Source organism: Pseudomonas sp. TWR1-1-4 (genome assembly GCF_049897165.1).
In the GTDB taxonomy this organism is placed as follows: domain Bacteria; phylum Pseudomonadota; class Gammaproteobacteria; order Pseudomonadales; family Pseudomonadaceae; genus Aquipseudomonas; species Aquipseudomonas canadensis.
This window is the reverse complement of the sequence record NZ_JAFCVS010000009.1, coordinates 209,677-224,213: the sequence shown is the minus strand read 5'-3', so window position 1 is coordinate 224,213 and position 14,537 is coordinate 209,677. Positions and strand designations below refer to the sequence as shown.

Here is a 14,537-nt window from a genome sequence, read left to right as displayed (position 1 = left end):
CGCCCTGGGATTGCATTGGCTGGATGGCTGGGGGATGCTGGCAGTTCTCACGCAGGGAGAATAATAAGAAATGCACAACGATCATTTCAGTCGCCATGCCCAGCAAGTCCTCACCGTGGCCCATGGCCGCGACCCGTCCAGCGATCCATCCATCGCCCGCTCCTGGCTGCGTTGCCTGGAGGACTACCACCTCGACCCTGCGCAAACCATTGCACCCACTGTGCTTGAACATGGTCGCTTGCTGGAAAGCCGCGAGCGTCTGCAGCAAGTGCTGCACATCGCCGGCAGCGAGATGAACAGCTTGCATCAACAGCTCTCGGGCGCCGGCCATGCGGTGTTGCTTACGGATGCGCGCGGGGTGATCCTCAACTGTGTCACCGCGCCGTCCGAGCGCAAGATTTTCGAGCGCGCCGGGTTGTGGCTGGGTGCGGATTGGAGCGAGGCCTGCGAAGGTACCAATGGCATCGGCACCTGCCTGGTGGAGCGCCAATCCCTGACCATTCATCGTGACGAACACTTCCGTGGCCGGCATACCGGGCTGACCTGCTCGGCGAGCCCGGTGTTCGACCCTCATGGGGATCTGCTGGCGGTGTTGGATGTGTCCTCGGCGCGGGAGGCGGTGTCGCGCCAGAGCCAGTTCCACACCATGGCGCTGGTGAACCTGTCGGCGAAGATGATCGAGAGTTGTTACTTCCTGCGCCATTTCGAAAACCATTGGCTGCTGCGTTTTCACCTGCAGGCCGAGTCGGTGGGGCTGTTCAGTGAAGGGCTATTGGCGTTCGATGGCGAAGGGCGAATTTGCGCAGTGAACCAAAGTGCCCTGAACCTGCTTGGGCAGTTGCGGGGCGGTTTGCTGGGACAGCCTGTGGAGGGGTTTTTCGACTGTTCCCTGGATCAATTGCTCGGCCGCGCCAGCGCCAATGCCACGGCCAGTTGGCCATTGCGCACCCGCGATGGTCGACAACTGTTTGCCGCATTGCGCGGGCAAGTGCGCAGCGTACCGGCGCCTTTCATCAAGCCTGCGCCTGCGCCGTTGCCCGGCATTTGCCTGGGCGATCCGACGCTGCAACAAGATTTTCGCAAGGCGCTGCGGGTGTTCGAACGCGATGTCCCGTTGTTGATCAACGGCGAAACCGGTTCCGGCAAAGAAGCCTTCGCCAAGGCGGTGCACCTGGCCAGCCAACGTGCCGACAAGGCGTTCGTCGCACTCAATTGCGCCGCCATCCCGGAAAGCCTGATCGAGAGCGAGCTGTTCGGCTATCGCGGCGGCAGCTTTACCGGTGCGCGCAAAGAGGGCATGCAAGGCAAGTTGCAGCAAGCCGACGGCGGCACCCTGTTCCTCGATGAAATCGGCGACATGCCCCTGGCGTTGCAAACCCGGCTGTTAAGGGTGCTGGAGGATCGGCTGGTTGTCCCGCTCGGCGGTGAGCCCCAGGCGGTGAACGTACGAATTATCAGCGCCACCCACCGGAATTTGCTGGAGCGTGTGCAGGACGGCAGCTTCCGCGAAGATTTGTATTACCGGCTCAATGGCCTGGAAGTCGGCTTGCCGCCTTTGCGCGAGCGTAGCGATAAGTCCCAGCTATTGGATTTCCTGCTGGCCCAGGAGGCCAATGGTGAGTCGGTCGCCCTCGACCCGTCGGCGCGTGGGGCGTTGTTGGCGTTTGCCTGGCCGGGTAACGTCCGGCAGTTGCGCACGGTACTGCGCACCCTGGTGGCGCTGTGTGAGGGTGGGCGTGTCGGCCTGGAGGATTTGCCCGCGCAGATTCGTCAGGCCCGACCCGTGTCGGTCACGCAGGCCAAATCGATGGAATCGCCGTTGGAAGACGCCGAGCGCCTTGCATTGCTCACTGCTTTACAGCAACAGCGTTGGCACATGACGCACACGGCAGAGCAACTGGGCGTCAGCCGCAACACACTGTATAGAAAGCTGCGCAGGCACGGCATCGCACGTCACGCCCTCAGCTAAAGGGTGCGATTTTCGCCCCCCTGCGCTAACCTGCCTCGATGTTTTACGAGGTCGACTATGCACATTCATATTCTCGGTATTTGCGGCACGTTCATGGGCTCGATGGCAGTACTGGCCAAAGAGCTGGGCCATCACGTGACAGGCTCCGACGCCAATGTCTATCCGCCCATGAGCACGCAACTCGAGGCCCAGGGCATCGAGCTGACCCAAGGCTACGACCCATCGCAATTCGATCCGGTCCCGGACCTGGTGGTGATCGGCAACGCTATGTCGCGTGGCAACCCGGCGGTCGAATACGTACTCAATAAAGGTTTGCCTTATGTGTCCGGCCCGCAGTGGCTGGCCGACCATGTGCTGCAAGGCCGCTGGGTACTCGCGGTTGCGGGCACTCATGGCAAGACCACCACCAGCAGCATGCTGGCCTGGGTGCTGGAACATGCGGGCATGAGCCCGGGCTTCCTGATCGGCGGTGTACCGCAGAACTTCTCGGTGTCGGCGCGCCTGGGCGATACGCCGTTCTTTGTGATCGAGGCGGATGAATACGACAGCGCCTTCTTCGACAAGCGCTCCAAGTTCGTTCACTACCGCCCGCGCACGGCGATCCTGAACAACCTGGAATTCGATCACGCCGACATCTTCCCCGATCTGCCGGCCATCGAGCGTCAGTTCCACCATTTGGTGCGCACCATTCCAAGCGAAGGCTTGGTGATCCACCCGACCACCGAACCCGCCTTGCAGCGTGTGATCGAGATGGGCTGCTGGACCCCGGTGCAAACCACCGGCGCGGGCGGGCAGTGGCAGGTCAAGCTGCTCAGCGAAGACGGTTCCAGATTTGAAGTGCTGTTCGAAGGCCAAGCCCAAGGCATCGTCGAATGGGACATGACCGGCCAGCACAACGTCGCCAACGCCTTGGTCACCCTCGCAGCTGCGCGGCATGTAGGCGTGGTGCCGTCCATGGGCATTGCAGCGTTGAGCGCTTTCAAAAGCGTAAAGCGCCGCATGGAAAAAGTCGCTGATGTGAATGGGATTACCATTTATGACGACTTTGCCCACCACCCCACGGCCATTGCTACTACGTTGGATGGCCTGCGCAAACGGGTCGGTGATGCGCCGATCATCGCGATTGTCGAGCCGCGCTCCAACTCCATGAAGCTCGGTGCCCACCGCGATGGCCTGCCGGAAAGCGTCAACGATGCCGACCAAGTGGTCTGGTACGCGCCGGCCAACCTCGGTTGGGACCTGCCGGCGATTGCTGCCCTGTGCACTGTGCCGTCCATCGTCTGCGACTCCATCGAAGGCATCATTGAACACGTCAAGCACCAGGCCAAGCCGGGCACCCACGTGGTGGTCATGAGCAACGGCGGTTTTGGTGGCCTGCACGGCAAACTGGCCGAGGCGCTGAAATGAGTGGCCCGGAACGCGTCACGCTGGCGATGACCGGCGCCTCCGGTGCGCCTTATGGTTTGCGCCTGCTGGATTGTCTGGTGCGTGAAGACCGTGAGGTGCACTTCCTGATCTCCAAGGCCGCGCAACTGGTGATGGCCACCGAGACCGACGTGGCGCTGCCGCCCAAGGTACAGACGATGCAGGCCTTCCTCACCGAATACACCGGTGCGGCGGCGGGGCAGATCAAGGTGTATGGCAAAGAGGACTGGATGTCGCCCGTGGCGTCTGGTTCGGGTGCGCCGGCAGCGATGGTGGTAGTGCCGTGTTCCACCGGAACCCTGTCGGCGATTGCCACGGGTGCCTGCAACAACCTGATCGAGCGCGCAGCGGACGTGACCTTGAAGGAGCGCCGCCAGTTGATCCTGGTGCCCCGTGAAGCGCCGTATTCGAGCATTCACCTGGAGCACATGCTCAAGCTGTCGAACATGGGCGTGACGATTTTGCCGGCCTCGCCGGGTTTCTATCACCAGCCGCAGACCATCGATGACCTGGTGGATTTTGTGGTGGCGCGCATCCTCAACCTGCTGAACATTCCCCAGGACATGCTGCCGCGTTGGGGCGAACACCATTTGAGCAGCGATGAATAAGGCGCTGCTGATCGTGCTGGCGCTGCAACTGACGGGCTGCGCCACGGCGCGCACGTTGGACGCGGCGCAACCTGGCGCGCCGGTGGTGTATGCCGGCACGCGGTTGGATTTGTATGCAATGAATGGCGGTTGCTGCGCCAAGGACCGATTTGGTGCCGAGGCGCCGGCTTATCCCGGTGTGGATCTGCCGGCGAGTGCGTTGCTCGATACGTTGTTGTTGCCGCTGTCGGTGTTGACGGTGTTGGGCGTTGGCTTCAACGCCACAGGCGGTTTGTAGGAGCGAGCTTGCTCGCGAAGATCGTTAAGGAAAGCGCGGGTGTCCTGGAAGAACTCGGCGCCTGGGCGTTCTTCGCGAGCAAGCTCGCTCCTACAGGTATTTGAAACCTATTATTTACCTAGCTTGCGCAACTCATCCGACTCCACCACCCGCACCCCATCCTGCTCTTCCAGCGCCAGGCGCCACATGGCCCGGGCCAGTTCGCACACTTCGATGCCACGGTATTTGCCGGGAATCAGCTTCGACAACGGCCCGGCCAGTTGTTCGGCCAAGCGCGGTTCCAGCCGTTCCCCCAACAGCAACGATGGCCGCACGATGGTCAGTTGTGGCCAGTCCTGGGCTTTCAACGCCTCTTCCATTTCCCCTTTGACACGGTTGTAGAAGATCGAGGATTTCGGGTCGGCGCCAATCGCGCTGATCACGATCAGGTGGCGTGCGCCCATTTCCCGCGCGCGTTTGGCGAAGGCCACGACCATGTCCAGGTCGACGGCGCGAAAAGCCGCTTCGGAACCCGCCTGTTTGAGGGTAGTGCCCAGGCAGCAGAAGGCGATATCCACCTGGCCGCTCAGTTGCGGCAGGAACACTGCCGGGTCGCCCACCGGGTTTTCCAGGTGCGGGTGTTCGGCCAGTGGCTTGCGGCTGGGCGCGAGCACCCGGGTCACGGTAGGTTCGTTGAGCAGGCGGTCGAGCAGGTGTTCGCCGGTGAGGCCAGAGGCGCCAGCGAGCAAGATATGCTGCGGTGTCAGGTACATGGTGTTTCCCCCTCGTTACACATTACAGCTTAGTTGCCTTTGGCTTCCTTGCTATTCATTGAGACGCTTTCGAGCGCCTTTCGTGCCTGCTGTTTGCGTAATAATTGCCAGTGGGCGATCACGCCCTTGGGGGCCCAGATTTGCGGTTCGGAGGCTTCGAAGTTGTCCGCCTGTTCGCGTTCGGCCACATGCAGTTGCGCCAGCTTGAAGGCTTGCTGCAAGTCGTCGGTCTGGTTGAAGGCTTGGGCGAAGAGGGCGTCGCCAAAGTAGGTGAAGTCAGCTTCCTCGGAGCAACCGAAGGACACGCGATCGGCACGGGACGCGGTCATGATCAAGGTACGATCATCCTTCAAGGCCGGGATGAAACCACCGGAGTAGCAGGCGGAAATCACCACGATCTTGTCCCGGTTCTTGAGCGGCGCCAGCACGGCGGCCAACTCATCGGCGGGCAGGTCGGCCAGCTCCATGCGCGGTTGGTCCAGCACCAGCTCGTGTTCGTGGGTGCCGTGGCTGGTCATGTAGATAAACACCAGGTCTTCCGGCCCGGTGCGGTCGGCCAGGGTCTGCGCGGCGCGGCGCAGGCTTTCGCGAGTGGCCAGGGGGCGGTCGGCAATGTGGTCGCGGTGGTTGACCAGGCGAATCTGTCCGCGTGCGCCAAAGCGGGTGGCGAGCATGTTGCTGACATAATCGGCTTCGCGCAGGAACACGCTCTGCTTGCCGTCGCCGGCCACGGCCAGGGTGTACAACTCCACGGCCGGAGTGGAGGTGGGCACGGCGGCGAGGGCGGCGTCGAGCAAGCGGCCCTGGGCGAGCACGCCGATCTCCAGCGGGTCGGGCAGCAGTTTGCCGTCGGCGTCACGCACGCGCATGCCGTTGACCCAGGTGCCGGCCTGTACGGTACCGTCGGTGAGGACCAGGGTGCCTTTACCTTGATAGCTGTCGCTGTCGAAACCGCCGATATAGAAGCTGCCGTCGGTGAGGTTCAGGCGGCCTTCACCCGTGAAACGCCAATCGCTGAACTGGCCGACATAGTGGCTGCCGTCGACGCCGATCAATTCGCCCTTGCCGGTGAGCGCGCCTTCCTTGAACTGGCCGATCCACACGTCGCCGTCGGCGTTCTCGTAGCGGCCTTTGCCGTTCAGTTGGTTTTGTTTGAACTGGCCGACATAGATGTCGCCGTCGGCACTGTTGAACGTGCCATTACCTTCCAACTGGCCATCAACGAAATGACCGCTGAACTGGTTGCCGCTGTCGTCGTTGCGCTGGCCTTCGCCATTCGGCTTGCCGTGGGCGAATTGGCCCTGATATTGGCTACCGTCGGCCAGTTCCAGGCGACCGAGGCCGGAATACTGGTCGTCCTTGAACTCGCCGCGGTAGGTCATTTGCCCCTCTTTAAGGGTGCCTTCACCGTTGCGTCGACCATTCTTGAAACCGCCCACATAGTGGCTGCCCGCCGTGGTCAGGCTGCCCTGGCCGTCGAACAGGCCCTGCTTGAACTGGCCTTTATAGACTTCGCCGTTGCTGCCATGCCACTCGCCCTGGCCGTGCCACTGGCCTTTGTCGAACTGGCCGGCGTACCAACTGCCGTTGGGATAGTCCACGCGGCCCTGGCCTTGCAGCAAGCCATCGACCACATCGCCCCGGTAACGGCCGCCGTCGGGCAGGCGCGCATCGGGCGGCAACAGCGATTCGCCGTCTCCGCAAGCGGTGAGCAACAGGGCAAGGGCGAGGGGAGCGAGTGGGCGCATAGCGGGATCCGGATAATTGAGCGCCGAGTATGCCGCAGCTGCGAGTTTCATACATAAATTTACATACACTGTGGTGAGGATTTTGCCTCTACACAGACCCGTAGGAGCCGGCTTGCCGGCGATGCTCTTCAACGATGGCGCAGGCATTCGGAGGGAATGCGGCGGCTGTGCGTTTTTCGCTGGCAAGCCAGCTCCTACAGGGCGGGGGGTTACACAAAGTAGAGTGACAACGACTCCGCAATGTAAGCCGGTTTTTCCTGGCCTTCGATTTCCAGGGTGGCAGTGGCCTTGAGCAGCCATTGGCCGGGCTTTTTCTCGGTGACGTCATTGAGCGTCACGTTCAGGCGTACCTTGGAATTGACCTTGACCGGCTGGATGAAACGCACGCTGTCCAGGCCATAATTGACGGCCATCTTCAGGCCTTCGGGCACGATCAGCAGGTCTTCCATCAGCTTGGGCATCAGTGACAGCGACAGGAAACCGTGGGCGATGGTGCTGCCGAACGGGGTTTGCGCGGCCTTGACCGGGTCGACGTGGATGAACTGATGATCGCCAGTGGCTTCTGCGAACAGGTTGATACGCGCCTGGTCGATGGTGAGCCATTCGGAACGTCCCAGTTCCTTGCCGACATAATCTTTGAGCTGCGCTACGGGTACATAGGGCATTGCGTCTCTCCTTGGTTCATCACGCTGTGTACAACGTCTGGTTTTTTATGGGTTACAGAGAACCAATGTAGATCATCATGGCCAATCGGCTCGGTCAACCCACCATGCTTTTGGCGAATGCCGGTGCATAGGGCGGGCGTGCTTATAATGCGGGCGAGTCTTGAGGGGGAAGAACGGATGCTGTTACGTGGCCTGACCTGGCTGGTGCTGTTTCAACTGATCGGCACGGCGATGAATCATTTGCTGTTGCCGGTGCTGCCGGGGCCGATCATCGGCTTGCTGCTGATGCTGGGTTTCCTGATCTGGAAGGGCGAAGTCGGCGAGCCCTTGAGCCTGGCCGCCAGCAGTCTATTGCGTTACTTGCCGTTGCTGCTGGTGCCGCCGGCGGTGGGGGTGATGGTGTATGCCAAGGACATTGCCGCGGATTTCTGGGCCATTGTTGGCGCGCTGGTGCTGTCGCTGGTGATCGCCATGGGCTTCGTCGGTGTGTTGATGCAGCAGATGGTCAAGCGCAAGGAGAAGGATCAATGATCTTCGACTGGCAGGGCGCGTGGACGGCGGTGATTCATCACCCGTTGTTCGGCATCGGCATCACCCTCGGCGCTTATCAGCTGGTACTGGCAGGGTTTGAGAAAACCCGCTGGATCTTCCTGCAACCGGTGCTGGTGTCCATGCTGCTGGTGATCGGCGTGCTGATCAGCTGTGGCCTGAGCTACGCCGAGTACCGCAAGAGCACCGAGATCATGGGCATCCTGCTCGGCCCGGCGACGGTGGCCCTGGCGGTGCCGCTTTACCTGAACCTGCGGCGCATTCGCCAATTGTTCTGGCCGATTTTTACTACGCTGGTGATAGGTGGGGTGTTGGCCACCGGCCTGTGTGTGCTGCTGGGTTGGTGGTTTGGCGCCGAACACATGATGCTGATGACCATGGCCCCCAAGTCGGTGACGTCGCCGATCGCCATGCTGGTGGCTGAACAGATTGGCGGCGTGGCGGCGCTGGCGGCGGTATTTGTGCTGATCACCGGCGTGATCGGCGCGATGATCGGTCCGGCGTATTTGTCCCGCCTGGGTGTGCACAGCCCCGAGGCGCGCGGCATGGCGCTGGGCATGACGGCCCACGCGGTGGGCACCTCGGTGGCCCTGCAGGAAAGCGAAGAATGCGGCGCCTTTGCAGCGCTGGCGATGAGTCTGATGGGCGTGGCCACGGCGGTATTCCTGCCGCTGGCCGTGTCGGTGATCGTTTAAACCGGGTTTAAGGAAACCTTTATGAGTCTGGCGCTGTTCCCGCTCAATACCGTGCTGTTCCCTGGCTGCACCCTCGACCTGCAACTGTTCGAGGCGCGCTACCTGGACATGGTCGCGCGTTGCATGAAAAAGGGCGAAAGCTTCGGCGTGGTGTGCATTCTTGACGGCCAGGAGGTGGGCACGGCACCCGACGTCTACGCATTGATCGGCTGTGAAGCGCTGATCCGTGACTTCAAACAACAAGACAATGGCTTGTTGGGGATTCGTGTCGAGGGCGGGCGCCGCTTCCGCGTGCGGGACGCTGGCGTGCAGAAAAATCAGTTGCTGGTGGCCGAGGTGCAATGGCTCGAAGAACTGCCGGATCAACCCTTGGAAGAGGAAGACGCCGACCTGCTGGCGCTGCTCCAAGCGTTGGCCGAGCACCCGATGGTGGCCTCGCTGGACATGGACGCCCACGCCGACGGGCAGCAAGCCTTGGGCAATCAGTTGGCGTATCTGCTGCCCTTTACCGAGGCCGACAAGATCGACCTGCTGCAACTTGATGACCCGCAGCAGCGCCTGGATGCGATCCAGATGCTGCTCGACGAGTTGCAGGGCGAACTGTTCACTTAATAGGCGTAGCGCAGCAGGGCGTGGGGCGTGCCGGTGAGCGCGATGAAACTCAGCACCGCGACCAGCGCCGGCAGCAACAGCCACCAGGTTTTTTGCGACATGGCCGGCAGCGGGCTTCGGTACTGGCTGACGCCCAGGCTGAACGCGCACACCGTCATCGCCAGCAGTGTGCCAGCCAGGATGTCCGTGGGCCAATGGGCACCGAGGTAAACCCGCGACAGCGCAATGAACGCGGCGGGAATGCAGCCCAGCAACATCCAGGTCAGGCGCAACCGCACGGGTTGCCCGCGACCGGCCAGGATCGCCAGGGCCAGGAAAAACGCGAACGCCCCGGACGCATGGCCACTGGGCATGCTGAAACTGGTCAACGGGTCTGTCAGAATTTCCGGGCGGCCTCGCGCGAAAAACAGCTTGGTCCCCGTGTTGATCACCGCAGCCCCGGCCAGCGTTGCGCCGACAAACACAGCATGGCGCCATTGTCGCGCCAGGAGCAAGAGACCGGTGAACACGGCGCTGGCGAAGAACATCTTCTTGAATTCGCCCAGTTGGGTGATGCGTACCATCACCTCGTCCAGCCAGGGGCTGCGGTGTTCCTGCACCAGGGCGCTGAGACCTTTGTCGAAGTTGTCCAGCGAGTGGTAGCCAATAAACAACGCAATCAACAGCACCAGGCTGGCACAGCCAATCCACAAGGTGGCGCGACGATGGCCGCGCAAGCTGCTGTTCAGGCTCAGTCCAATCAATACCGCAAGGCATCCCGCAACTACTGCCGCTTCGGGCCAGAAACCTTCGGGCAAAGGCAGACGGAAAGCCGCGCCGGTTGCCCAGCCTGGCAGCAGATACGCCACCGACCAGCCTGCGGCCGCGACGATGCTGACAATCGCAAAGCGCGGGAAGGGCATGTCGCACATCCCGGCCACCATCGGCAGCATGGGCCGCAGCGGGCCGATGAAGCGGCCGACCAACAGGCTGGCGATGCCGTACTTGTGGAAGTAGGTCTCGGCGCCGTTCATCCATTCAGGGTGGTGACGTAAGCCGGGCAAGCGCCGGATGTTCTGATGGAAATGTCGGCCCAGGAAGTAGGAAACCGCATCACCCAGTAGACCGCCGAGGAAACCCAGCAACAGGGTTTCACTGAGTGACAACGCACCGCTGCCGGCGAGGGCGGCAATGGCAAACAACAACACCGTGCCCGGCACGATCAACCCGGCGATGGCCAGGCACTCCACGCACGCGACGATAAACACCGCGACCGCCAGCCATTCGGGGTTCAGGGTCAACCAGCCGGTAATGCTATCGAGCCATTGGCCCATACAATCCCCTCCATCCAGGTTCGTGCACCTTGTAGGAGTCCGGCTTGCCGACGATGGCGACCTTGAGATCGCTATCGCCGGCAAGCCGGACTCCTACAGGTCGTGTTAAGTCAAAAAGTAGTCGCGGCCTTCGACCTGGCCGCGGCGCAGCGGGTTCCGCGTGCAATAAGGCGCGTAGCCAGCATCGACGAAGCGGTACATCAGGTGTTCATCACGGCCGCTGGGGATGCCCAGGCGCGTGGTCTGGATAATCTGGGTCGGGGTCTGGCCGACGTCTTCAACGTAGAGCAGTTCCTGATCGAAGCGCTTGGCGTCCCACATCGGCACCTTCAGCCCCAAGGCTTTGCACAATAGTGTCTGGCCAGCGCACAGCTTTTGCGACGCGCGCGGGCTGCCGTCGGCATTCGGGTTGTTCAGCAGCATCTGCGCAAGGCTCGCCGGGCCGGATAATTCATCGACCCACGGATAGGCCGATTTGATCAACACGGCATTGCCCGGTCCATGGGCGCTGAAGTTCAGGGAATCGCCGCCACGGGCGTAGTACATGTAGATATGGCCGCCGTCCAGAAACAAAGCCTTACGTTTTTCTGTGTAGCCCAATGACGCGTGACTGCCTTTTTCGGCCACGTAATAGGCTTCGGTTTCAATAATTCGCGCCGAAAGCCAGATTTTTCCGACGCGATGGCGTATGACTTTTCCGAGCAAATCTCGCGCGAGCGTTTGTGCGTCACGGTCGAAAAAGCTATCGGGCAGGGCGCTTGCGGGGAGTTGGGGCGATGAGCTGGGCATGGCAGTCAGGGGTAAATACGGCTAAATGTGACGGAATCATAACAACTCCCACCTTAATTACCGCTGAACCCCAGGTTTTTACAGTTCATTTCGACCATCCGCCCCTCACCGCTGTCAGTCGGGCGGCGTCACAGCTATAATCTGCCGCTTTCCTCTCTGCCAAGACTCCCTGACCATGACTGAGTCCGTTCTTGACTACATGACCCGCCTGGGTCGCGCTGCCCGTCAGGCCTCGCGGTTGATCGCCCGTGCGAGCACCGCGCAGAAGAACCGCGCCCTGCTGGCCGCCGCCGACGCTCTGGATGCTTCGCGCTCCGAGCTCACCGCCGCCAACGAGCAAGACCTGGCCAACGGCCGCGCCAATGGCCTGGAACCGGCCCTGCTGGACCGCCTGGCGCTGACCCCGGCACGTATCGACGACATGATCGAAGGCCTGCGTCAGGTAGCCAAGCTGCCTGACCCCATCGGTGAAATCCGCGATATGCGTTACCTGCCGTCCGGCATCCAGGTCGGCAAGATGCGCGTGCCCCTGGGCGTGATCGGCATCATTTACGAGTCGCGCCCGAACGTGACCATCGACGCCGCGAGCCTGTGCCTCAAGTCTGGCAATGCCACCATCCTGCGTGGCGGTTCCGAGGCGATCAATTCCAACCGTGCCATCGCCGCGTGCATCCAGCAGGGCCTGGCCGTGGCCGAGTTGCCCGCCGAAGTGGTGCAGGTGGTAGAAACCACCGACCGCGCCGCCGTGGGCGCGCTGATCACCATGCCGGAATTCGTCGACGTGATCGTGCCACGCGGTGGCAAGAGCCTGATCGAGCGCGTCAGTCGCGACGCCAAGGTGCCGGTGATCAAGCACCTGGATGGCGTGTGCCATGTCTACATCGACATCGCCGCCGACATTGACAAGGCGATCCGCATCGCCGACAACGCCAAGACCCACCGCTACGCCCCATGCAACACCATGGAAACCCTGCTGGTGCACGTCGGCATTGCCGAGCGCGTGCTGCCGCCGCTGGCTGCCATCTACCGTGACAAAGGTGTTGAGCTGCGCGGTTGTGAGCGCACCTGTGCGCTGTTGGGCGCGGACGTAATTGAGGCGACCGAGCTGGACTGGTACACCGAATACACGGCGCCGATCCTGTCGATCAAGCTGGTCGACGACCTGGACGAAGCCATCGAACACATCAACACCTACGGCTCCAAGCACACTGACGCCATTGTTTCCGAGCATTTCAGCGATGCCCGGCGTTTCCTCAACGAAGTGGATTCCGCTTCGGTGATGATCAACGCCTCGACGCGTTTTGCCGACGGCTTCGAGTACGGCCTGGGGGCGGAGATCGGTATCTCCACCGACAAGCTGCACGCACGCGGCCCGGTTGGTCTGGAAGGCCTGACCAGCGAGAAGTACGTGGTGTTCGGCGACGGTCATGTGCGCACTTGATGGGTAAACGCATCGGGCTGCTCGGCGGTACTTTCGACCCCGTGCACATCGGCCATTTGCGCAGTGCCCTGGAAGTCGCGGATGCCCTTGCGCTGGACGAGTTGCGTGTGATGCCCAACGCTCGGCCGCCCCATCGCGATACGCCGCAAGTGTCACCGCAGCAGCGCCTGGAAATGGTGCGCCTGGCGGTGCAGGGCATATCGCCGTTGGTGGTGGACGACCGCGAGCTCAAGCGCGATAAACCGTCCTACACTGTTGACACCCTGGAACTGATGCGCGCCGAGTTGGCCGCGGATGACCAGTTGTTTCTGCTTTTGGGCTGGGACGCATTTTGCGGCCTGCCCTCTTGGCACCGCTGGGAGGAACTCCTCCAGCATTGCCACATCCTGGTTTTGCAACGCCCGGATGCCGACAGCGAACCGCCGGATGCCTTGCGCAACCTGCTGGCCGCGCGGTCGGTAAGTGACCCCTTGGCCCTGACCGGGCCGAACGGGAATATTGCATTCGTCTGGCAGACCCCGCTTGCGGTGTCCGCCACCCAGATCCGTCAACTGCTGGCCAGCGGTAAGTCGGTACGTTTCCTGGTGCCTGACGCGGTCCTGGCCTACATCGATGCGCACGGGCTTTACCGTGCGTCGAACTGAAAAGGCGCGCTTGAACGCACGAATCAATGTGCAGCGAGCGCCCGAACATACGAGCAAAACGAGTTTTATATGACGAACAAAGACGTAAGCAAAGTTAAGCGCAAAGGCACCTTCAAAAGCGCTCCGCTGCCAGTAGAAGCCCACACCGGCCCTGAGCTGGCCGGCGAAGAGCTGGTAAAAGTCGCCGTGGCCGCCCTGGAAGACGTTAAAGCCCAGGACATCCAGGTGCTTGACGTGCGCGACAAGCAGAGCATCACCGACTACATGATCATCGCCACCGGTACCTCGAACCGCCAGATCGGCGCGATGCTGGACAAGGTCCGCGAAGCCGTCAAAGCCCAGGGCGTGAAGCCATTGGGTGAAGAAGGCAAGGGCGACAGCGACTGGGTGCTGCTGGACATGGACGACGTGATCGTTCACATGATGACCTCCAACGCCCGCCAGTTCTACGACCTGGAGCGTCTGTGGAAAGGCGCCGAGCAGAGCCGTGCCGCCGATGGCAAGCACCACAGCCCGGAAGTGGGCCACGCGCACTTCGACAAGCTGAACAAAGACCAGGAATAAGGAACGGCTGTGCGCCTGCGTCTGATCGCTGTCGGTTCACGCATGCCCAAGTGGGTGGAAGAAGGCTGGCACGAGTATGCCAAGCGTCTGCCCGCTGAGCTGTCGCTTGAGCTGGTGGAAATACCGCTTAACACCCGGGGCAAGAATGCCGATGTGGCGCGCTTCATCCGTCAGGAAGGCGAAGCCATGTTGGCCAAGGTCGGCCCCAACGAGCGCATCGTCACCCTTGAAGTGCACGGCAAACCCTGGAGCACCGAGCAGTTGGCGGTGGAACTGGATCGCTGGCGCCTGGATTCGCGTACCGTCAACTTCATGGTCGGCGGCCCCGAAGGGCTGGCGCCGGAAGTCTGTGCGCGAGCAGATCAGCGTTGGTCGTTGTCGGCGCTGACGTTGCCGCACCCGTTGGTACGGATTCTGATCGGTGAACAGCTGTATCGCGCCTGGACAGTTCTGTCCGGGCACCCTTACCACAAATAATCTGCGCCT

The 14,537-nt window shown here is 61.8% G+C and carries 16 protein-coding genes; 11 read left to right on the top strand and 5 right to left on the bottom strand.

Annotated elements, in window-relative coordinates:
- Positions 1 to 70 precede the first annotated feature (70 nt).
- The 4 genes from ACP7C6_RS27720 to ACP7C6_RS27705 are packed head-to-tail and all read left to right on the top strand — an operon-like array spanning position 71 to position 4,279.
- The gene (locus ACP7C6_RS27720) at positions 71 to 1,969 is read left to right on the top strand and encodes a sigma-54-dependent Fis family transcriptional regulator (protein ID WP_028618088.1); all 1,899 of its coding nucleotides are present in this window, start codon (positions 71 to 73) and stop codon (positions 1,967 to 1,969) included.
- Positions 1,970 to 2,026: 57 nt separating this feature from the next.
- Positions 2,027 to 3,376, top strand: coding sequence for a UDP-N-acetylmuramate:L-alanyl-gamma-D-glutamyl-meso-diaminopimelate ligase (gene mpl, locus ACP7C6_RS27715; RefSeq protein WP_068937065.1), 1,350 nt, complete (start codon positions 2,027 to 2,029; stop codon positions 3,374 to 3,376).
- A complete protein-coding gene (gene ubiX / locus ACP7C6_RS27710; protein WP_028618086.1) occupies positions 3,373 to 4,002 on the top strand; it encodes a flavin prenyltransferase UbiX in 630 nt (209 codons plus the stop codon). Before mpl ends, ubiX begins: the two co-directional genes overlap by 4 nt.
- Positions 3,995 to 4,279 carry a YceK/YidQ family lipoprotein gene (locus ACP7C6_RS27705; RefSeq protein WP_028618085.1) on the top strand — a complete coding sequence of 95 codons (285 nt, stop codon included), beginning with the start codon at positions 3,995 to 3,997 and terminating at the stop codon, positions 4,277 to 4,279. Before ubiX ends, ACP7C6_RS27705 begins: the two co-directional genes overlap by 8 nt.
- Before the next feature lie 110 nt (positions 4,280 to 4,389).
- Here the strand turns inward: ACP7C6_RS27705 and ACP7C6_RS27700 are convergent, their stop codons facing one another.
- The 3 genes from ACP7C6_RS27700 to ACP7C6_RS27690 all read right to left on the bottom strand — a co-directional run bounded on the left by ACP7C6_RS27700 (position 4,390) and on the right by ACP7C6_RS27690 (position 7,444).
- The gene (locus ACP7C6_RS27700) at positions 4,390 to 5,031 is read right to left on the bottom strand and encodes an oxidoreductase (protein ID WP_068937066.1); all 642 of its coding nucleotides are present in this window, start codon (positions 5,029 to 5,031) and stop codon (positions 4,390 to 4,392) included.
- A 29-nt stretch (positions 5,032 to 5,060) separates the two neighbouring features.
- A complete protein-coding gene (locus ACP7C6_RS27695) occupies positions 5,061 to 6,779 on the bottom strand; it encodes a C13 family peptidase (protein WP_068937067.1) in 1,719 nt (572 codons plus the stop codon).
- A 209-nt stretch (positions 6,780 to 6,988) separates the two neighbouring features.
- A complete protein-coding gene (locus ACP7C6_RS27690) occupies positions 6,989 to 7,444 on the bottom strand; it encodes a MaoC family dehydratase (RefSeq protein WP_010206803.1) in 456 nt (151 codons plus the stop codon).
- Between the two features lie 177 nt (positions 7,445 to 7,621).
- Between ACP7C6_RS27690 and ACP7C6_RS27685 the strand changes: the two genes are divergently transcribed.
- The 3 genes from ACP7C6_RS27685 to ACP7C6_RS27675 are packed head-to-tail and all read left to right on the top strand — an operon-like array spanning position 7,622 to position 9,300.
- Positions 7,622 to 7,975 (top strand): CidA/LrgA family protein, encoded by a 354-nt coding sequence (locus ACP7C6_RS27685; RefSeq protein WP_308908041.1) that lies wholly within the window; start codon positions 7,622 to 7,624, stop codon positions 7,973 to 7,975.
- Complete coding sequence (locus ACP7C6_RS27680; RefSeq protein ID WP_068937069.1) at positions 7,972 to 8,688, top strand: LrgB family protein; 717 nt, start codon at positions 7,972 to 7,974, stop codon at positions 8,686 to 8,688. Before ACP7C6_RS27685 ends, ACP7C6_RS27680 begins: the two co-directional genes overlap by 4 nt.
- Positions 8,689 to 8,709: 21 nt before the next feature.
- On the top strand, positions 8,710 to 9,300 hold the full coding sequence (locus ACP7C6_RS27675) for an LON peptidase substrate-binding domain-containing protein (protein ID WP_426109516.1): 591 nt from the start codon (positions 8,710 to 8,712) through the stop codon (positions 9,298 to 9,300).
- Here the strand turns inward: ACP7C6_RS27675 and ACP7C6_RS27670 are convergent.
- Together ACP7C6_RS27670 and ACP7C6_RS27665 are read right to left on the bottom strand one after the other, a co-directional pair.
- Positions 9,297 to 10,613: a bifunctional DedA family/phosphatase PAP2 family protein gene (locus ACP7C6_RS27670; RefSeq protein WP_028618078.1), complete on the bottom strand. Its 1,317-nt coding sequence runs from the start codon at positions 10,611 to 10,613 to the stop codon at positions 9,297 to 9,299. The two genes, ACP7C6_RS27675 and ACP7C6_RS27670, sit on opposite strands and share 4 nt — an antisense overlap.
- A gap of 105 nt (positions 10,614 to 10,718) precedes the next feature.
- A complete protein-coding gene (locus tag ACP7C6_RS27665) occupies positions 10,719 to 11,402 on the bottom strand; it encodes a DNA-3-methyladenine glycosylase (RefSeq protein WP_028618077.1) in 684 nt (227 codons plus the stop codon).
- A gap of 175 nt (positions 11,403 to 11,577) precedes the next feature.
- Here ACP7C6_RS27665 and ACP7C6_RS27660 point away from each other — a divergent pair, with 175 nt between their 5' ends.
- The 4 genes from ACP7C6_RS27660 (at position 11,578) to rlmH (ending at position 14,528) form a co-directional block, all read left to right on the top strand.
- Positions 11,578 to 12,843: a glutamate-5-semialdehyde dehydrogenase gene (locus ACP7C6_RS27660; protein ID WP_236317658.1), complete on the top strand. Its 1,266-nt coding sequence runs from the start codon at positions 11,578 to 11,580 to the stop codon at positions 12,841 to 12,843.
- A complete protein-coding gene (gene nadD, locus ACP7C6_RS27655; RefSeq protein WP_028618075.1) occupies positions 12,843 to 13,487 on the top strand; it encodes a nicotinate-nucleotide adenylyltransferase in 645 nt (214 codons plus the stop codon). Before ACP7C6_RS27660 ends, nadD begins: the two co-directional genes overlap by 1 nt.
- 69 nt (positions 13,488 to 13,556) lie before the next feature.
- Positions 13,557 to 14,051, top strand: coding sequence for a ribosome silencing factor (rsfS, locus tag ACP7C6_RS27650; RefSeq protein WP_010206793.1), 495 nt, complete (start codon positions 13,557 to 13,559; stop codon positions 14,049 to 14,051).
- 9 nt (positions 14,052 to 14,060) lie between these two features.
- Positions 14,061 to 14,528: a 23S rRNA (pseudouridine(1915)-N(3))-methyltransferase RlmH gene (rlmH, locus tag ACP7C6_RS27645; protein WP_003176297.1), complete on the top strand. Its 468-nt coding sequence runs from the start codon at positions 14,061 to 14,063 to the stop codon at positions 14,526 to 14,528.
- Positions 14,529 to 14,537: the final 9 nt, after the last annotated feature.